14 protein-coding genes and 1 pseudogene are annotated in these 19,151 nt (G+C 51.6%); 2 read left to right on the forward strand and 13 right to left on the reverse strand.

Annotated elements, in window-relative coordinates:
• Positions 1-83: 83 nt before the first annotated feature.
• From B7L15_RS10525 to B7L15_RS19350, 8 genes and pseudogenes are all read right to left on the reverse strand, one after another.
• On the reverse strand, positions 84-1,268 hold the full coding sequence (locus tag B7L15_RS10525; RefSeq protein WP_085918929.1) for a hypothetical protein: 1,185 nt from the start codon (positions 1,266-1,268) through the stop codon (positions 84-86).
• A 90-nt stretch (positions 1,269-1,358) separates the two neighbouring features.
• The gene (locus B7L15_RS10530) at positions 1,359-2,264 is read right to left on the reverse strand and encodes a glycosyltransferase family 8 protein (RefSeq protein WP_085918930.1); all 906 of its coding nucleotides are present in this window, start codon (positions 2,262-2,264) and stop codon (positions 1,359-1,361) included.
• Complete coding sequence (locus B7L15_RS10535; RefSeq protein ID WP_085918931.1) at positions 2,261-3,577, reverse strand: O-antigen ligase family protein; 1,317 nt, start codon at positions 3,575-3,577, stop codon at positions 2,261-2,263. The genes B7L15_RS10530 and B7L15_RS10535 overlap by 4 nt, the downstream gene beginning before the upstream one ends.
• 327 nt (positions 3,578-3,904) lie before the next feature.
• The gene (locus tag B7L15_RS10540; RefSeq protein WP_085918932.1) at positions 3,905-5,866 is read right to left on the reverse strand and encodes an acyltransferase family protein; all 1,962 of its coding nucleotides are present in this window, start codon (positions 5,864-5,866) and stop codon (positions 3,905-3,907) included.
• 180 nt (positions 5,867-6,046) lie between these two features.
• A pseudogene (locus B7L15_RS10545) lies at positions 6,047-7,048 on the reverse strand (IS3 family transposase); the annotation flags it as partial.
• Positions 7,049-7,198: 150 nt separating this feature from the next.
• Positions 7,199-7,969, reverse strand: coding sequence for a formyltransferase family protein (locus B7L15_RS10550; RefSeq protein ID WP_085918933.1), 771 nt, complete (start codon positions 7,967-7,969; stop codon positions 7,199-7,201).
• Entirely contained in the window at positions 7,966-8,919 is a 954-nt protein-coding gene (locus B7L15_RS10555; RefSeq protein ID WP_085918934.1) for a polysaccharide deacetylase family protein, read from the reverse strand. The genes B7L15_RS10550 and B7L15_RS10555 overlap by 4 nt, the downstream gene beginning before the upstream one ends.
• Positions 8,849-9,949, reverse strand: a complete 1,101-nt coding sequence (locus B7L15_RS19350; protein ID WP_139839366.1) for a hypothetical protein — start codon at positions 9,947-9,949, stop codon at positions 8,849-8,851. The genes B7L15_RS10555 and B7L15_RS19350 overlap by 71 nt, the downstream gene beginning before the upstream one ends.
• A 12-nt stretch (positions 9,950-9,961) precedes the next feature.
• Here B7L15_RS19350 and B7L15_RS10560 point away from each other — a divergent pair, with 12 nt between their 5' ends.
• Both B7L15_RS10560 and B7L15_RS10565 read left to right on the forward strand, forming a co-directional pair.
• Positions 9,962-11,323 carry an IS1380 family transposase gene (locus tag B7L15_RS10560; protein ID WP_085918935.1) on the forward strand — a complete coding sequence of 454 codons (1,362 nt, stop codon included), beginning with the start codon at positions 9,962-9,964 and terminating at the stop codon, positions 11,321-11,323.
• 348 nt (positions 11,324-11,671) lie between these two features.
• Positions 11,672-14,365, forward strand: coding sequence for a bifunctional diguanylate cyclase/phosphodiesterase (locus tag B7L15_RS10565; RefSeq protein ID WP_085918936.1), 2,694 nt, complete (start codon positions 11,672-11,674; stop codon positions 14,363-14,365).
• On the opposite strand, the gene B7L15_RS10570 is transcribed toward B7L15_RS10565, so the two are convergent.
• Genes B7L15_RS10570 through B7L15_RS10590 form a run of 5 tightly spaced genes read right to left on the reverse strand, consistent with a single transcriptional unit; the run spans position 14,354 to position 19,086 of the window.
• Entirely contained in the window at positions 14,354-15,379 is a 1,026-nt protein-coding gene (locus B7L15_RS10570) for a CobW family GTP-binding protein (protein ID WP_085918937.1), read from the reverse strand. The two genes, B7L15_RS10565 and B7L15_RS10570, sit on opposite strands and share 12 nt — an antisense overlap.
• The gene (gene moaA, locus B7L15_RS10575; protein WP_085918938.1) at positions 15,379-16,371 is read right to left on the reverse strand and encodes a GTP 3',8-cyclase MoaA; all 993 of its coding nucleotides are present in this window, start codon (positions 16,369-16,371) and stop codon (positions 15,379-15,381) included. The genes B7L15_RS10570 and moaA overlap by 1 nt, the downstream gene beginning before the upstream one ends.
• Entirely contained in the window at positions 16,368-17,615 is a 1,248-nt protein-coding gene (gene moeA / locus B7L15_RS10580; protein WP_085918939.1) for a molybdopterin molybdotransferase MoeA, read from the reverse strand. Before moeA ends, moaA begins: the two co-directional genes overlap by 4 nt.
• The gene (gene mobA, locus B7L15_RS10585) at positions 17,612-18,229 is read right to left on the reverse strand and encodes a molybdenum cofactor guanylyltransferase MobA (RefSeq protein ID WP_085918940.1); all 618 of its coding nucleotides are present in this window, start codon (positions 18,227-18,229) and stop codon (positions 17,612-17,614) included. Before mobA ends, moeA begins: the two co-directional genes overlap by 4 nt.
• Positions 18,226-19,086 (reverse strand): formate dehydrogenase accessory sulfurtransferase FdhD, encoded by an 861-nt coding sequence (locus B7L15_RS10590; RefSeq protein WP_085918941.1) that lies wholly within the window; start codon positions 19,084-19,086, stop codon positions 18,226-18,228. Before B7L15_RS10590 ends, mobA begins: the two co-directional genes overlap by 4 nt.
• Between the last annotated feature and the right edge of the window lie 65 nt (positions 19,087-19,151).

Raw genomic sequence — 19,151 nt, forward strand, 5'->3', positions numbered from 1 at the left:
GTCGACCGCCTGCTTGACGGCCTTGATTCTGAATCTTCCAGTGTAACAGGGATGGTTGATCGCTGGCGCTGGCTCTCTCAACATCACAATATTTCGAAAGGCGGCTCTTCATCACGGATATATGCCATAGCCACATGAAGCGCCATCCAACCTTCATAGGTAAACATTTCCTGGGGGGCTTCTAAAGGCGAATTCAGATGTGGTCTCAGCTGGCTATCCTCAGCCAGATCATCAACCGACAGGAACTCCCAGCTCTCCTCCGCGCCAACCATCTTTTCTTTAAGTTCATCCAACCCCATTTCTGTTTCCGCAATAAAGAAAAGCTGAGGCTTTCCTCCTCTGATAAGCTCCCTTGAAAACGCTAATGGCGTTAATGAATACTCGCTTTTCAAAAGACCGATTTCACTATGGATCTCCCTGGCCATGCCATTGATAAAAAATTCAAAATCAATATCAGCAAGGTTAGTGTTATCCATATCCCAGGAGAAAACCCCAGAAGCAGAACAATGGAATTTACCTTTTCCATCAACCATCACCGCCTGCTCGCTCCCCCTAATGGGAATTAAAACATCCTCTCCGCGGCTAACAAGCACGACCGCCACGCCCAGGGTGTTGGCAAGAACAGAATTTTTCAGCCTTGGGAGCGTGCCATTGACAGTCTTTTCGATATCATTTCTTAATGTATATGATGCGGTTTCACCTAAAGCCCCAGAGGCCCAGTCTAATGTCAAGTTGGTGCCGACCTGATCGAAGTAAGTGGCAGGCTGTATAACGATCTCTCTTTTCTCAACATTCATATCGGCAATCTTGACGGTAACATCATTTTCCCATTCTCCGTCACCTGCCTTCCTCACCTTCCCTATCTCTTTAAAAAGCTCAATTGACTTATCGAAGTGGTTTTTTATTCTAACGGGAGGCGTATATTTGGCCTTCAAAAACCTTACTTTAATCTCATTGACATCAATACCAAATTCAAAACCAGCATCCCCCTTCTTTAAGGGAACTGTCTCAACATATGGAGCTTGACAATAGACGACTTCCTTGGCGTTTTCATATGCATTATAAAAAGAAATAATCGCCCCCAAACTCTCTTGCACAAAAGGGCTGGTCGTATCTTTAGCATCAAAACCTTTCCTTGAAGGCTTGATCTTGCCATTCTCCATCAAGGGGATGTTGACGTTCACGCCAGCAAAACCGATAGAAATACTCTTGTTTTCTTTCAAGAACCTGGCAAAGTAATTTTTAGCATTTCCAAAAGCCGCTTTCATTGACGCCCCCTAAATAAAACGTATCACATTAAATAAAAAAGCGCTTGGCTTTGCCAGGCGCTTTTTTAGTAACTGTATGAACAGAATAGACTAGGGTGCCGTTAGCCGTCGACGTCGGCGAACCTTGGGCTGCTTGAGCACCATCCGCATACGTTCAGACCATGGTAATGACGACATCAATGCCTTTCTATCGATGGGCCATGGGGTATGGCATGAATAAGCGATGAAGTCTTCCTGAAACGGATGGACACATGTTGGGTGCCACGGTTTAACAGCGCCGATAAAGTGTACAATCCGCGGATTGAGAACCGCCGTTTCAAGTGCAGCCAGATGCTTGTGCAGATGCGGATAATGCTTTTTAACCGCCCTGTAGGTGGTTGGCTGAAAATTCCACGACAGCGGCAGCTGATAACAGTCACCCTCCAGTACGTGATTCAGGGCATCCTGGTCGGGGTACCGAGCGTTATCCCCATTCTGCTCAAGGTATGCCAGTGCTCTCTCCCCCACACTTCGACTGCGCCATGCCGCCAGGTCGATGAGCATAACCCCTGAATTAAAGTAGTCGTCCGGGTTCTTTCGAGTCGCGCTAATGGACGTATTGCATATATCCATAGCAGCCGCCGCGGAAAGACCGTGAAGCGACAGAGCCCATAAATCGGACAGATCACTTCGCACCAGTACGTCACAGTCAAGATAGATGACACGTTCGCAGTCATCAGGCAGGTAACGATGCATCAGCAACCGAAGCAAGGCGGCCGTACCAAACCGACCGACCTTGAGGCCCTTTAACGCCTGTACATCGACGTCGATAATGTCGAGTTCTGCACCGCCCGCTTCCACGAACGCATGCAAGCGGTGTCTGGTTTCTTCCCCCATGTCCGGCGTCAGCATAAAAAAGCGGATCTGGCCTGGATCGGCTGCATTGTCGATAATCGACGCCATCACCACGGCACCGTACCGCGCATAGGCTTCATCGGCACTCAGAACCACATTCATCGCGTTACCGTCCCGGCATTTTCATTTTTACCGAACATATAAAATGACATCCCTACGCCACCGACAATAACAAAGAAATACATGCCTGAATTAAAAATCACGTAGGACTCAAACACGTTAATGATAAAGAAAAACACCCACGAGACGAGCAGCCCCACTCCCCAGTGTTTGTGGGGCGTAGTAAGTAACGTCACTGTACCTTTTAAGATCATGGCGGTGAGAATGGCAATGGCCGCCAGGCCTAATACGCCATACGCCAGGAGCAATTCCAGGTAAGAATTATGAAAATGCCCAAACCTAACTTTCAGCCAATCGGGGAAAGGCCCTTCATCAATGAGCGCGCCCCGGCTCTTGGCCCCCCACCCCGTCAGCGGCCTTTCCTGAATCTTGTCCAAGGCGTACGACCAGGTATGCACGCGTATGCCAATGCTACTGAATGGCACATCCTCCATATTTCCTGCCGCAATCGCTTCAACCACTTCATGCTCATCTAGCAGTCGCTTCTCGATCACGGGCGCTACCGCGTTCACCGTCAACGCTACCCCGCCGATCAGAACAACACATGACAAAAGCAGTTTTGGGCGTAACCCGGCTGGCCGCCTTTGCATGAGTAGGCGCAGCAGGCTAAAGACGATCAAACCTAAAAATATCAGCCCCAGCGCCAACCAGACAGCCCGGGTTTGCGTCACGACGACACCCGCAACCCCGAGTACCGTCAAGGCAAGTGCGACTCCCCATTCATACTTGGCGGCACTGACACCTACGCATTTGAAAAGCCAACCCACCCCCATGATGAGCAAAAGGCCAAAGTAAAAGGCGATGTGCTGCGCGTTGGTATACCCGAAATCAACACGGCTGCCCGCCAGACCCGCACGCCATGCGTCAACGCTTGAGTTCAACACCAGCGAAACAAGAATCCCCGCGATAAAGACCAGCAGCAAGTACTTGGCGGCTTTCAAGGACCCCCGAATCCACCAAGCCACGGCAATACATAAAAAAAGCTTGGCTATATGCCGTGCCGCTTTTACCTGTCCGTCCGCCACATTGGGAAAGCGGTCAACCGCAAAAAAATAAACGCCTATCTGGAGAACAACAAACGCAAGCAGAAGGAGAAATACCTTATGCCACTTAAATGCGGGGTCAGCTTCTTTAAACCATGCAATGGCGAAGCACAGAATGAAAAACGATTCTGCCGAGCGTGAAACGTCAAAGTTAATCAGCCATGCAAACGCGTAGATGGTTAACGCAATCCAGCCAACGGCATGATTTTTTGCCAGCCAACCGCTTTGCGACTCTTTGTTACTGGGCTGCATCTACGATGCTACTCCTGATGTGAGCTGTTCATTCGTTCAGAGGTACCCGTTGGGTCATGCGAACCTCATCAGGTGCCAATTGTTTATTTCAAAGGGGCTTAGGATACCAGAGATTGAGTCATAGTCTGCTTAATTCATCGCGATCTGACATGGGATCTAAGCATTGCACCCAAACTGGCGAGGCCAGTTCTACTCAGACAACCCTTCAACTCGTGCTCCATAATCAAAACGCCCTTATTTCGCTGCAAAGAAGACATCTAAGCCCCTTCAAGGTCTTCATTATTCAAAAGTTCAAGGTTTATAGATAGATGCTCGGCGACAAAAAGATCATTCATTTCTGAACAAGTAGTTATGCAAAAGATCGTAAAGCATAAAAGCGCCATGCTCACTTAAATGGTTGCTATCTGTATAAAAAAGACCACCTTCATTACTAATTATGCATGTATCATCTGGACAAAAAGGGATATACGAAGGGACAAAGGTAAATTTTTCATCATCATAGCCTTTAATCATTTCAAAAAGCATTTTGTGTCTTTCTTTATACAATGAAAAATCATTTTCTGGCAGTTCTTCTCTTTGTCTAACATGTTGCATTGCTACTTGAGGAACATGAAAACCAACTTCAGGAACTGGCATCATGTAATAAACATTTAGCTCCTCATCAAGTAACTCTTGGTGTGTCTTGATCATCCTACCTAAAACAATTTCCTCTTGAGTAGCATCTTGCTCATTTGAGTCAACGGGATCAATGTCATACACGAGAGGAAGCTCTACAGACCCTGTTCTATCAAACTCATTTCCATGAATATAGCCTCCACTATATTCATGTATTAAGACATTTTTTATCGTACTTCCTTTCAACTCTTCAAGCACATTATCAACAAACTCATAACACTTAGCCCCCGTATCCATACGCTGAATATTTTTTACAAATGGACATCCAGGATAAGTGTAGAGATAGGCTGACACGCCCATTTCCTCCATAAGTTTGCTCAACATACTAGTTAGCGTTTCTGCATGGCTATCCCCAAGAATTGCCCACACAGGCTCAACATCTCTATTACCTATGACACAAGCTTCATTTAATGCTCTTCTACTACACCTAACACCTTCCTGCTCAATAAAGCCTCTCTTGACACCATTGTTTAATATTGCTAACTCTGATGCTTGATACCTCATTGGCAAGCCTCCTGTCGAGACTCCTACTGCGCCTAGAGGAACGAGAGCAATACATGACGCTGCAAAAAAACAGTACGCATGCTTGGCTTTGGGTAAAGCCATTCTTTTCCGAATAGGCTTTTCAATAGTATAAAAAGAAATCATAGATAAAGAAAAAGATACTGCAATACCAGCAAAATAGTGAAGTGTGCCAGTTTCTATAAAGTATGCATTCATAGCTACAAAAATAGGCCAGTGCCAGAGATATAGCGAATAGCTAATTAAGCCAACAAAAACAAACCATCTGGACGCCAGAACTCGCCCAACTAAAGTCTCCTTACCTGCAAGAATAAGCAGCCCAGCCCCAACCGTTGGCACTAGAGCATAAAAACCAGGGAAGGGTGTGGTTTTATCATATGAAAAAACTGCGTATAAAATCATAAAGCCCCCTGCCGCTGCATAAAGATTCTTAAAAAAAGGCAAGCTAGGGCTTCTAAAAACACCTAGGGCCAACAACGAGCCCAGCATGATTTCCCAAAAACGGCCAAAAGAGTTAAAATAAGCAGCATCATAATTTCCATTTTGCACAAGATAAACGCTATAACCAAAAGAAAGTACGAAAAGAGCAGTAACCAAGGCAGGGAGATATGACTTTTTGTATTTAATAACAAACAAGAACAATAGAGGAAAAATGAAGTAAAATTGCTCTTCTACCGACAGTGACCAAGTATGAAGCAAAGGTTTATATTGTGAAGGTGCTGAAAAATATCCAGCCTCACTAAGAAAAAACCAATTTGAACCAAACCCTAAATAAGAAAGAAGGCTTTTGGAAAAGTCCACCATCATTTCAGGCGTGAATATCCAATATGCCATAATGCATGAAAATAGAACTACAGGAACAGCGGGAGGAAATAATCTTCTCAATCGACTCTCAAAGAATTTTTTGAGAAAGTCAATAATTCCTAAATCCGAATTTACTATTATTGAGGTTATCAAATAACCTGAAATAACAAAAAAAACATCAACGCCTACAAAACCACCTGACCAACTAGAAAATTCAGCATGAAAAAAAAGCACCGATATTACTGCTAAAGCCCTAAGGCCATCTATTTCTGGTCTATACGCTAACATCAACTATCCTCAATAATATTATATTAATGGTATTTGGAAGAAACAAAAGCACTCGACGTCACCCCACCTTCGGTAGCAGCCGGGGATAGACTCAGAAGTAACTTTATCGTGTTTAACCACCAGTTGCTCGGCATAGGCTGAAAGTATCAGCCCTCAAAGACTCCTCTTCGGGCTTTCTTAGTTATACTCCCGCCGCCATGCCTCGATGACAACCTGGGCGTGTTGAAGGCTGGTGAACCAATGCTCATTTAGGCATTCATCTCGAAAGCGCCCATTGAACGATTCGATGTAGGCGCTTTGGTTGGTTTTCCAAGTTGAGTTAAAAAGGGCAACGCCACGTAGATGAGCCCATAAAGCATGGCGCGCCACAGAATTCCTTTCCATTATCCGTGCGAATGACGCTAGGTAGGCCACGCTGTAAAGCCAGATAATCCAGAATACGTGTTAAAAACAACCCACCAATGGCACGTTCAGAAACGATAGCCACGGCTTCATGGGTAGCGTCGTCGACAACGGTGAGGCTCTTTATCACTCGCCCGTCTGCTGTACGGTCAAACACAAAATCCAACGACCAGAGCCTATTGGCTGTTCCAGGGCGGCCAAGGGGCTTTCTCTCAGACGTGGGAAACTCCTTGCGCTGCGACGCTTCAACTGCAAGCGCGCTTCGTCATACAGACGCTCAACACGCTTGTAATTACCGGCTCTCCGGCCTGACGAAGCTTCAGATAGATCATGCCCGACCATAGCGACAATGCCGATGCGGCGAGCGACAGGATGCTTTCGCATAAGCTCTAGTTGCGGTCTGGCATTCGCTGATAACGCAATGCACTAGCACTCATACGGATGACACGGAGCGCTCAGCGCTCACTCAGGCCACATGAAACCATAAAGCGCACCACATCTCGGCGTGCCGGTTCACTCACCACTTTTTTCCAGCGCCTCGCGAGTGACCTCCATCTCCAGTAGCGACTCCGCGAGCAGCTTTTCCAAACGTGCATTTTCGGCTTCGAGCTCTTTGAGGCGCTTAGCATCGGGCACGCTCATGCCGCCAAACTTGCTGCGCCAGAGATAGTAACTGGCTTCTGAGAAGCCGTGCCTACGGCACAGCTTCTTGATGGGCAGTCCTGCTTGGGCTTCGCCCAGGAAACCAATGAACTGTTCTTCGCTGAAACGCTTCTTCATGTCCAATCTCCTTACGCATTGGATCGGACTCTAAACTGTAGCGCTACTCAATCAGGGATTGACGTCGAAGGTGCCGACGCTGGTCATCCTTCCTCTACCTTATGACACCAAGTTTTGGGTTCATTCTATCAATGTAGGCCTGAACTACCGCTACTCGGAAATACTTCGATTAATCAAAACCTTTTCAATCTCTTGAGGGTAAAAGGGTCTTTCCATAAACCGTTGTGCAATTTCATCAGTGAAGTCGGTTGAGCGAGAATAACGAATTTGCTTCTTGGAATCCTGCTCCTCGCCAGATTGCTTCCAAATTTCAGCATCTATTGCATGCAACAAATCATCAATTACGGCTTCAACAGCAGACATAGTAAATTCAAACCCATTATTATGAGCTGATTTAGGAAAACTATAGAAAAGTATAGCTCCACTATCTAAGCCTCGAGACAATTTGTGAATTGTTGCACCCACCAACTCTGGGAACCCATCATATAGAGCCCAAAAATTGCAAGAGCTACCCCTAAAAAAAGGTGAAATCCCCATGTGAATATTAATCGCATTTCTATCGATTAGATATTGAGCTAGCTCACCTTTTATATAACTTGAACCAAATACGATCGAAACATCTGCATCCAACGCATTATCAAGGCTATTCAATGAAATGTTTGAAATCTCTCCCATTGGCAATGATAAAACAGATGAGCCACCAACCAGAGCACGCGGGTAGCCGAAGAACTTTCGCTCGGCTTTTTGGACTTTAGAAAAGTATTTGGCCATTGTTTCAGACCGTTGAAACACACCTTTTCGCTGCCCAGGAAATACAGTTGTAACCTCTTGGATGACATGTAAATCATGGCCAGCTGCGATTAATTTTTCTGCTAAGTATATATGTCGTGGCTGATTGGAGGTATAAAGAGCAACCTTCATATTTTACTCCTTGAATAAATCGGCATATCTACGTGATCAATCCGATCTATTTCGTATTGAGGTTTTGATTTTAAATCAGAAGGGAGAGGGCTAGACCTGAATGCTATATCGACATCCAACTCACCCATCAAAGCTAAGCTTGATTCATCGTAGCTTCCATTTGGATAAGAACAACTCCAAATTGGACGATTCACTATATCCTCGAGTATTTTCTTAGATTTAGAGTATTCTAATCGCTGACTATCTATGTCTAGTCTACCTAGCGATGTAGGATGTGAATGCGAATGAAACCCTATTTCATGCCCAGATTTAACCAAATATCGAATATCATCACGATCAAGAAGAATGTTGGGGGCAAACGACTGATCGAAACCATAATCCTTCATAAAGGAGACTATTCGAGCCTCGAATAATTCTTGCCCCAGAATAACGTCTCGCAGATATCGATAAATACGGTCACTTTGAGAATAAAAACTAAATTCACCTAAATAATCTACTTCTGAAACTTGTCCCGCTAATTCTTTATATGAAATATCCGATGATTGCTTAATGGCAGAATTAATGAAGGCTGAATTAAACCTCTCCACCGAGTCAAACTGACTACTAGCGAAATATCTCACAAGTTCAAAGAGCGGAAGGGTATCCTCGAACGCTCCAGAATAAAGGAAAAAAAAAGCCTTCAACCCCAACTTTTCAAGCACGGGTATAGCCACTGACAACTGTGACTTAAGGTTATCATCAAAGGTAACGCAAACGTCACCTTGGTTATCAAAGTAAGACTCTCTAAAAACATTAGGCGACGCAAGACGATCAGTATCAATACCTTTTAAAACGGATAAAAACTGTTCGGAAGAAAGAGACCCTTTAGCGTATCCCGGATCAGTCGGTCCTGAAAAATGATGAAACATAAGACCAAAAGCTGTCCTTTCGCTCGCACTTAAACTCTTCATTTTTTAGGCTCCATTTATTAATAATACTTTCTGCGCTAGTACCTTGAGGCAATTGCAGTGGTTCCGATTTTTTTGGTTCAAAGTTCTCGAGACTCAACTTAAATAACTGATGCCATGATGTGATGCATGAGAAGTCTTTTAGATCAAAGTCGTTTTGATCATAGTTTTCAGCACCATCATAAAGTGATATTGCTATCATAGGAATCAAACAAGTCTCTGCATCAAGATTAGTTACAGATCCGACATAAGTTATAAATAAATCTGTAAACGGCAAAACCTCTAAGGTGCCACTAGTTACAACCTCTCCAAACTCGAGCAAAGGTTGGAGTACGGCAGAGTCTTTAGGAAGTCGAGGATGAGGAGACAAAATTATATTGGCTGAGGCCGGAAGTTTTCTTAATATCTCTGATATCGCATCTACATACTCTTCCATGGATTTTATAAATTCAGTAAAAGAAAACCGGCTAGAAGAAAAAATATCTGGGCCGATGTTAACCAGTACGTTTAGTCTTCCGCAGGTAATCTCAAGTGGTGCAACACCATTGCCCTCAAGCATGGGATTTTCACCAGAATGCAGCCAACCGGTAATGTTCTTCTGTTCTTTTAGTTTTTCGTAGACTCTAGGCCCCTTCGTTACGACGATTTCGTTGCTAAACTCTGGTACTGCATCCCAAGGATGTTTGGGCAAAACTTTCGCTATCTCAAAAATTCTTGAATTCCTCTCGGGAATCCTGACCGCGACTAGGCCTGCTCTAGTAGTATAATCCAACGCAGCAATGCCATCTCGAAAGCCATATCGGATGCGAGTTGCTTGGTTAGGCTCACAACCTCGTTCGAATGATTGGTGAATAGCTTTCAGCTGTTCAGGTGGCATGTATGAATCATGCACAATGGCAACCTGAGCTTTTGTATCAAACATTGCTGCCCTTACTGGAAGAGCTTGTATTAAACCTGAATCCGTGAGACCGGCCCCCGGAAGCACTTCTAACCCACTGACCTGCATGGCAATATAGCCATTATCGCCATTCACCCAGACAGTGCCATGCCCAACATAAAGTTCCGCGCCAGTCGCCGCACCCTCACYAGCCACGCCGGGCTGTCCATCATCGGGCAATGCTTCGAGATCGCTGGCGTCGACAGCATCGACAGCCGCTTCCCCACCACGCTGGGCATGCGCACCAGTGACGTGATCAAGAGCTACCTGGGCCTGCTGTGTCTGGGCATGAGCGACTATGACGCTGTCGAGAACTTCCGCCGCGACAAGCCCTTCCAACAACTGCTGACCCTGCAGAAGGTGCCGAGCGCGGCGACGCTGCGACAGCGGCTGGAAAAACTTGCCGCCAACGACCTGCAGGCGCGCACCGCCACCTGGTCCACGACCCTGCTGTCACTGATCGAAGCACCGATCACCGCCGAGACGACGCACGTCTGCCTGGACATCGACACCTTCGTCATGGACAACAGCAACTCGAAGAAGGAAGGCGTCTCGCGGACCTACCAGAAGGTCGATGGCTACACCCCGATCGCCGCCTATCTGGGCAACGAAGGGTGGTGCCTGGGTCTGGAACTGCGGCCTGGCAAGCAGCACACCATGAAGGAGAGCAACGCCTTCCTGGAGCGGGTACTGCCTCGCGCCCAATGCYTGACCAAGCAACCGATCCTGTTACGCGAGGACAGCGGCTTCGACAGCCAGGCGCACCTGGCGCTTCTCGAACAGCAACGCCAGGTCTTTGCCGACGAGGGGCGCCGGCTCGACTATGTCGTCAAATGGAACCCGCGYGGCTCGGCCACGGCTGATCGAGATACCTGGCTGGCGGTGGCGGCGGACTACTGGGAAGAGCTGCGTCCTGGCAAGCGCCAGGCGCTGTGGACGCAGACCGTCTCGATCCACGACGACAACAAGACCGAATACGTCGTCCAACGCGTGATGCGCCTGGTAGAGCGCACCGCCGATSGCGATGGCCAGTTGCTGCTCGAACCGGACTATGAGTTGGAAGGCTGGTGGACCAGCCTGGACGAGGCGCCGGAGGCGGTGATCAARCGCTACCAGGCGCATGCCACCCATGAGCAGTTTCACAGCGAGATCAAGACCGATCTCGACCTGGAGCGCTTGCCGTCCGGCAAGTTCGCCACCAACGATCTGATCCTGCATCTCGCCCAGTTGGCCTACAACATCCTGCGCCTGATGGGACAGCTGGGCATGACCGGCGAGCTGAGCCCGGTTCGCCACCCGGCCAAGCGGCGCCGGCTGCGCACCGTGCTACAAGAGYTGGTGCACCGTGCGGCTCTCGTGATTCACAAGGCACGGCAGATCATCCTCGACTTCGGGCAGGATATCGGGCGCATGACGGTGCTCAAGACGCTGCGGAGCCGACTGCGTTATCCACGAGGAACGCCATGCTGACCGTCAATCGGCGACACTCTATCCACAAGCAGTTCCAAGCGACACGCGATCGCCAGATATGTCGTGCCTGGCGGGTGGAAAGGCATGACAAAACGGGCCGTCAGCACCGATCAGCACGGTGGGTTTTGGCAATAACGGGCTTGCGAAAGCCAACTTGCACGGGGCGAATGATCAAAAAGTGCTCGCTGGCGGTGATAGGGAAAGTGTCGGCGCCGGCTTCACGGATTCAGGGAATTGAAAAAGGCCGATGTACTTTTCAAAAATAGTTCTTCAATATCATCGACGTTTAAGCTTATGTTAGGGCGGTTCCGTTTGTTTAGTGCCACTTTATGACAAGGCGTCCGCGCAATGCCACAACCTGTTGCCCCGTTAACATCCGACTTGGCGAAAAAGTATCGCCAGCAGCGCCGCGGAGCTTTAACGCTTTACGGGGTAGCGCTGTTGCTGCTCCTGAGTATTTTTGCATGGATACTCTACGAACAATATCGCCAGGAACTCCAGACGCTTGAGACGCGCAATGCGGCCAGAGCCGACGTCGTGGTCGAATGGGCAAAAGGCGTTTTTGCGCAGAGCGGTCAGGCCCTTTTTAGCGTTGCCGAGTTGGTGCAACTGCAGGGCATGCCGACCGAGGGAGAGTCTTCTGCTATTCAACAGGCATTACGCAACCGAACACGCTCTGTCGACTGGGTCGATGATATTGGTGTTATCGATGCTGAAGGTATTGTTCAGGCCAGCGCACGTAGCGCTGACTCAATAGGTCGCGACCTAAGCAGCAGCTCGTTTTTTCAAAAATTTCGTGATCAGGACGATCGCACGGAGCTGGTGACGCCGCTTTATTCGACCGCCCCTGACGAGCGCTACTATCTTTATCAAGCTCGCCGCTTGACCCGTGATAACGGTGAATTCGACGGCATAGCGGTCGCACGTATTTCCCCTGCGGTTTTTGAACGCGCCTTGCAGCGTCTAGGCGTGTCCAACGGCGAAAGTATTGCGCTGGTAGATGGTGAACTCAAGCTGATTGCCCGTTTACCTAGTCTTGAGGATCCCTTCACCGCTGGATGGCAGGTGGACAGTCCCGAGACCCTGGCGATGCTTGAACGGGATGTCGATAAGTGGTCGTTACGTGTGACCTCACCGCTGGATCAGCGCGAGCGGCTGTTTCAGATGCAGTGGATAGAAGAACTGCCGCTTTTGGTGGTCGTGGGCGAGGATGTTCATCTTCAATTGGCCAACTGGCGACAACGTGCCGGGATTCTGGCTGGGGTGATGCTGTTGATCGCAATATTGGGCGCCTGGGGTGTGCGTCACTACCTTAACCGGCTGCGCTTTGAACATCGGTTACATCAAAGTGAAGCGGAGCTGCGAATCTCTGCCACGGCGTTCCAGACCCATCTAGGCATGCTGATTGCCGATGCAAACGGCCATGTGTTGAAGGTCAACAATACCTTTACGCGAATCACCGGCTATAGCGAAGCCGAACTGGTGGGTAAAAGCCCGCGAATGTTGAACTCAGGCCGACACGATGCCGCTTTCTACCGCAAATTATGGCAGCGGGTTCAGGTAGCCGGTAGTTGGGAAGGTGAAATCTGGAGTCGCCGCAAGAATGGCGATGTGTTTCCCGAATGGCTGACCATTAGTGCCGTTTACGACCCGCAAGGCACCTTGACGCATTACGTAGCCACCATGAGCGACATTAGTGAGAGCAAAGCGGCAGAGCAGGAAATTCATCAACTGGCGTTTTACGACCCGTTGACCGGGCTTGCCAATCGGCGACTGTTCATGGACCGCATGGAGGCAGCTTTAAAGGACGTGAATCGTCATTCTCGCTGGGGGGCCTTGCTGTTTATCGATATCGATAACTTCAAGCAAATCAACGATACCCTGGGGCACTACGTTGGTGATCAACTGCTTCAACATCTTGCACGTTTAATGGGGCAAATGCTGCGTGAAACGGACACCCTGGCGCGGCTGGGAAGCGATGAATTTGCCGTGCTGATCGAAGGCCTGGGTAAAAGCCGGGAGCATACCGCTGAACTGGCCGAAAATATCGCGCAGAAACTTCAGGATATGATCAGCCAGCCGATGACGGTCCGGGATGACAGTCTTAGCGTCACGGCAAGTATCGGGATTACCGTGGTAAGTGATCATACCAGTACAGTCGATGATTACTTGCAACAGGCGGACATGGCGCTTTTCCAGGCCAAAAGCAGCGGTCGCTGTGCGTTGAGCTTTTTTGACCCCACCATGCAAGCCGAATTGTTGGCGCGGGTTCGCCTGGAAAACGAACTTCGCCAAGCGTTGGCGAATGAAGAATGGCAGCTGTATTTCCAGCCTCAAGTTGATCAGGACGGCCGCTGCATAGGGGTCGAAGGCCTGCTGCGCTGGCAGCATCCTGAACGCGGCTTGGTCATGCCGGGCGTGTTCATTCCCCTCCTCGAATCGACCGAGCTGATTAACCCGGTAGGTGATTGGGTCCTGGAGGCTGCCTGTCAACAGCTGGCGCAGTGGGCCCACCAGCCTGGGTTTGCCGAATTGAGCGTGGCGGTCAACGTCAGCCCGCTGCAGTTCCGGCAGGTTGATTTTGTTAACAAGGTGGAGTCGATATTGCAGCGCACAGGCGCGCCGAGTCACAAGCTTAAACTGGAGGTGACGGAGTCGCTATTTGTCGAAGAGCGCGATGATGCCCGTGAGAAAATGCTGCAACTCAAACAGCAGGGGGTGCGTTTTGCGCTGGACGACTATGGGACCGGTTACTCGTCGCTGGCCTATCTGGCACACCTCCCTCTGGATCAGTTAAAAATTGATCAATCCTTTGTTCAGCAGGTGATTGACAGTAAGGCGAATGCTGCCATCGTGGAAAGTACCATTGCGCTGGCACAAAGTCTGTCGCTGGAGATCGTGGCCGAAGGCGTCGAGAGAGACGACCAGCAGGCGTGGCTTTTGGCCCATGGTTGCCGAGCTTATCAAGGCTTCCTATACGGAAAAGCAATGCCTCTGAACGTGCTTGAGATGTGGCTTAGGCATGAGCATTTAGCTTTGTAAGGTGCCGGCGAGCGCCTCTTTTAGCGTGTCCGCATCGGGCATATGTGGGCTGGACGACTCGTGGGCAATGATCTCCAGACGTGAGTCCTGACGCCAGGTGGATGGCGTGACGCTTAGCGTGCCATCAGCTCGGTTGAGCTGTCGCCAGCCATCCTGGGTGTGAAACACGCCCTTGACTCGCACATCCCGGGAAAGCTCACTGAGATAGGCGGCCAGGCCGTCCAGGTCAAAGCAATCACTCGGATGCCAGCGCAAGCCGATACTTGCGTAACCCAGCGAGGCGCCGGTTTCACATTGCGGCGTGCCGGGGGCAGGCGGGACGTCGAAAAAGCCGCCGTCCAGACTGGGGGGAACAGGTAGTGGCTGATGGGCCTCAGGCGTTTCAATCGCGTTACGTTGAGCGCTGTCGCTTTCCAGCAAAAGCGACAGCGGCAGCCGACCATGGTCGGCCTCATGGACCCACTTGCGCGGTGGCCAGCGCTCGGCAACAAAGGCGTGGGCCGCACTGAGTTGCTCGGCGGTGCTTAGGTCGCGCATGGTCAAGGCAATAGCGTCGGCGATCTCGAGCTGGTCGCGGAAGGTTTCGTGGTCGACCACGCGTGGCTCATCCAGGCGACGTGGATCGAGCGTCGTCACAATATCGCGTACGTCTACGACACCCTGAAACGCCTCGCTACGCAGCAGATCCACCAACCCTGCCGGATGACCAAGGCCGGAAGGCTCGATGATCACCCGGTCAGGTTGGCTACGCGACAACAGATTGACCAGAGCGGCCTGCATCACGAAGGCCAACTGGCAACACAGGCAACCACCCGGCAAGCCTTTAACCACCACATCGTCGCGCGCTTCAAACATTGCCTGGTCGATGCCGATCTGGCCAAACTCGTTGACCAGAATCGCCCATTTTTCATCCACAGGCTTTTGCTCGATCAGGCTGTGGATAAGCGATGTTTTGCCACTGCCCAGAAAGCCGGTGATGATATGCACCGGCACATTGGATAACGCTGACACCATTAGCCGCCGGTCATGTTCATGAAGCGCACCACCTGAACATCACCGTCGGTGGTGAAATGATGACGCTCGGGTTTAAGTGGCAAGGCATTGATGATGGCATCTTTGAGCGCCTGCATATCCCCCGGGTGACGACGCAATACCGCACGCAAGTCGACCGAATGCTCGTTGCCCAGGCACAGCAGCAAGCGACCTTCGACGGTCACGCGAACGCGGTTGCAGGTATCGCAGAAGTTATGGCTGTGTGGCGAAATAAAGCCGATACGGCTGTTGCTGTCGGCCATTCGGAAATAACGCGAAGGGCCGGGCGTGGTTTCCGGGGTGGCGATCAGCGGGTAGCGGGTTTCGATCAGCGACTGGACGTCATCGCTTGAATAGAAGGTTTCCGCGCGGGAGTGGTCGGAGACATCGCCCAGCGGCATTTCCTCGATAAAGCTGATATCCAGCCCTTCGCGGCGGGCAAAGTCGACTAGGTCGAGCACTTCATCCTCGTTGCGGCCCTTGAGGATGACAGCGTTGAGCTTGATGCGCTCGAAGCCGGCTTCCTTGGCGGCATGGATGCCGTCGATGACTTTATCCAGATCGCCGGTGCGGGTGAGCTGTTTGAAGCGTTCCGGGTCCAGCGAATCCAGGCTGATGTTTAGACGCCGCATGCCGCCAGCGTATAGCTGCTTGGCATGCTTGCGCAGGCTGGCACCATTGGTGGTCATGGTGAAGTCGTTGAGTCCCGGCATCGAGCCGATTTCATCCACCAACTGGGTGATGTCACGGCGTACCAGGGGTTCGCCGCCGGTGAGGCGAATTTTCTCGACGCCGAGCTCGGTAAAGGCGCGGGCGACCATGGCCAGCTCTTCCAGTGTAAGAACCTGCGCGCGGGGCAGAAAGGTCATCTCCTCGCTCATGCAGTAAACGCAGCGGAAGTCGCAGCGGTCGGTTACCGATATACGCACATAGTTGATGCGGCGGCCAAAGTTGTCGATCAGTTGCTCGGTCATAGCCAATCCGTTAATGGTTGTATGCTGACGACCTCACCTGGTTGCACGCCGTCCTGGTCATCGGCTAACTCTATCAAACAGTTAGCGGCCACCATTGAGGTTAAAATGCCCGACCCCTGGGCACCGGTGCTGCGTACGTGTAGCCGTCCTTCTTTATCATTATGGTAGATGCCACGGATAAAGTCTGTCCGTTGAAAGCGACTTTTCAAGGCGTCGTCGGCAACCGCCTGGAGGCGGCGCGGGGACGTCACCGGCCGACCCTGGAGCCGCTGCAGCAACGGCACCACAAACTGCAGAAAGGTTACCATGACGGCCACGGGATTGCCGGGCAGGCCGACGAAAGGCGTATGCGCCGTGCCCAGCCAGCCGCAGGCCATGGGGCGCCCAGGGCGGAGGGCCACCCGCCAGAACGTCAGGCGCCCAAGGTGCTCGAGAGCGTCACGGGTAAAATCGGCATGGCCGACCGAAACCCCGCCGCTGGAAATCACCAGGTCACTTTTCGCCGCGGCGTCTGCCAGGGTATCCGTCAGTGCGGTAAAGTCATCCGGCAAGATGCCAAGGTCAATGACCTCAGCGCCATGTTCAATGAGCAGCCCCGTCAGGGTAAAGCGGTTGGCGTCGTAAATGCCATCGCTTGGCAAGGTATTGCCTGGGGCTGTGACTTCATTGCCGGTCGAGAAAATCGCCACCCTGGGGCGCTGATAAACGGGTACTTGTGCCCAGCCCAACGAGGCGACCAGCCCCAGGGCGGCGGCGTCTAAACGAGTACCGGCGGTAAGGGCGACGTCGCCGATCGTGATGTCCTCTCCCGCTTGGCGCACGTTCTGGCCACGTTTGACACGCTCAGGCGCTTCAATCACGACGCTGTCGTGCTGCTCGACCAGCTGCTCGCGCATGATGACAGTATCGGTGCCGGGCGGGAGCGGTGCGCCGGTCGTAATGCGCACACACTGCCCAGCAGCGACGTTGCCCGCAAACGCCTGGCCGGCAAAGGCATCGCCTGCCAGTGCCCACTGGGTTTGGGCATTGTTCTCCCAGGCCAGGGCCACACCGTCCATCGCCGCATTGGTATTCTGCGGCACGTTAATCGTGGCGGTAATGTCTTCTGCAAGGCGCCGACCATGGGCATTCGCTAGGGCGACGCGCTCACTGACAAGGGGCCGTTCGATCAGGGTGGCAAGCGCCGTTCGCGCCTCGCTCACACTGAGCATCTGCTCGCCGAGCTCGAAACAGGACAGCGTCATGTGATGGCCTTTTTCGCGCTGGCGTCATTGCCAAGCGCTGTTTCCAGGCGAATTTTCTCTTCTTCGGTGTTCAGGTTGGCAAAGGCTTCCGCGCAGTCTGACATATCGACCCTGCACCAGGCATGGCGGGCATACCAGCGGTCGATCTTGCGTTCCCCATCGGCCAGCGTTGTTGCCAGATCATCAGCCAGAGAGGTGCGAATCAAGGCTACCACGGGGTGCATGCGTTCACCGTCAAAGGCAACGGCAATATCATGCTCGCCGATGCCCGCCACCATGCGTGCCACCAGGTCGTTGGGCAGCGCAGGGGAGTCGCAGGGCGCCACCAGCAGCCAGGGGGTTTTAGCGGCGCGCAAGCCGCTGTAGATACCCATCAGCGGCCCCTTGAAACCGCCCTCGGCGTCTTCAATGACACGGTCAGCGAACAACTCGTAGGCGTCGCTGTTGCGGTTGGCGTTGATCAGCAGTTCGGCTACCCGGCCATCGAAACGCTGAATGACATGAGCAATCAACGGCAGGCCAGCAAAGGGTTCGAGGCCTTTATCGCGGCCGCCCATGCGGCGGCCTTCACCGCCGGCGAGAACCATGCCGGTAAGTTGCTTTGCGGAAATCATTGGCGTGCCTCCTGTTTGGCTGCACGGGCGCGAGGCGGGCGTGCGGGAATGGCATCCAGCGTGAGGCGGTCTTGAGCGTTAATGGCTTGAAAGTGCTTGCCTTTGGCGCGGGCAATCAGCATGACGCCAAAGCGTTTCGCCAACTCGACGCCTTTTTGGGTCACGCCGGAGCGGGATACCAGGACGCTGATACCCATCTGGGCGACCTTGAGCACCATTTCTGAAGTTAATCGCCCCGTGGTATAGAAAATATCCGCATCGGCGCTGTCTGCCTGTTGCAGCCACTGGCGGCCTGCTAGTGTATCCACGGCGTTGTGCCTGCCGACATCTTCAACGAAATCCAGCACGTCGCTTTGCCAGCATAGCGCGCAGCCGTGCACCGCCCCGGCGCTACGGTAGGTTTCATTATAGGCATTGAGATTTTGCAGCAATTGGTAAAGCGTGGACTGGGCCAGCCGCGTGTCAGGCAGCTCGGTCAGGTCAGTCTGATCGAGGAGCTTGCCGAATACCGTTCCTTGCCCGCAACCGGTGGTAACGGTGCGAGTGCTGAGGCGAGCCTCAAGGTCGTCAGGTAAGTGGCCGGTAACGACCACAGCGGCTTCAACCTCCCAGTCCACCTGAACGACCGAAAGGTCAGCCGCGGCGCGCAGCAGCCCCTGATTACGTAGATAGCCGACTACCAGCGCTTCGGGGTCGTCACCCAGCGTCATCAGAGTGACAATCTCACGCTTGTTGAGATAAACGGTCAAGGCCCGCTCGGCGGCAATCGCCTGCCGACGGGTATCACCAAATTCGTCTACCACGTCAATCTCGGTGGTGGCCGGTAAGCGGGCTCGGCTTAGCTCCAGGGCGGGCATCCGTGATCCTCATGGTGCGTACAACGTTTGAGTTGACGATGATGGCGCTCGAAAGGCTTACTTGT

The organism is Halomonas sp. CSM-2, from assembly GCF_002119345.1.
GTDB lineage: Bacteria > Pseudomonadota > Gammaproteobacteria > Pseudomonadales > Halomonadaceae > Vreelandella > Vreelandella janggokensis.

Excerpts from the sequence above, each read along its gene's own strand:
- B7L15_RS10525 (WP_085918929.1), bottom strand. The coding sequence starts at position 1,268 with ATGAAAGCGGCTTTTGGAAATGCTAAAAATTACTTTGCCAGGTTCTTG.
- B7L15_RS10530 (WP_085918930.1), bottom strand. The coding sequence starts at position 2,264 with ATGAATGTGGTTCTGAGTGCCGATGAAGCCTATGCGCGGTACGGTGCC.
- B7L15_RS10535 (WP_085918931.1), bottom strand. The coding sequence starts at position 3,577 with ATGCAGCCCAGTAACAAAGAGTCGCAAAGCGGTTGGCTGGCAAAAAAT.
- B7L15_RS10540 (WP_085918932.1), bottom strand. The coding sequence starts at position 5,866 with ATGTTAGCGTATAGACCAGAAATAGATGGCCTTAGGGCTTTAGCAGTA.
- B7L15_RS10550 (WP_085918933.1), bottom strand. The coding sequence starts at position 7,969 with ATGAAGGTTGCTCTTTATACCTCCAATCAGCCACGACATATATACTTA.
- B7L15_RS10555 (WP_085918934.1), bottom strand. The coding sequence starts at position 8,919 with ATGAAGAGTTTAAGTGCGAGCGAAAGGACAGCTTTTGGTCTTATGTTT.
- B7L15_RS10565 (WP_085918936.1), top strand. The coding sequence starts at position 11,672 with ATGCCACAACCTGTTGCCCCGTTAACATCCGACTTGGCGAAAAAGTAT.
- B7L15_RS10570 (WP_085918937.1), bottom strand. The coding sequence starts at position 15,379 with ATGGTGTCAGCGTTATCCAATGTGCCGGTGCATATCATCACCGGCTTT.
- moaA (WP_085918938.1), bottom strand. The coding sequence starts at position 16,371 with ATGACCGAGCAACTGATCGACAACTTTGGCCGCCGCATCAACTATGTG.
- moeA (WP_085918939.1), bottom strand. The coding sequence starts at position 17,615 with ATGACGCTGTCCTGTTTCGAGCTCGGCGAGCAGATGCTCAGTGTGAGC.
- mobA (WP_085918940.1), bottom strand. The coding sequence starts at position 18,229 with ATGATTTCCGCAAAGCAACTTACCGGCATGGTTCTCGCCGGCGGTGAA.
- B7L15_RS10590 (WP_085918941.1), bottom strand. The coding sequence starts at position 19,086 with ATGCCCGCCCTGGAGCTAAGCCGAGCCCGCTTACCGGCCACCACCGAG.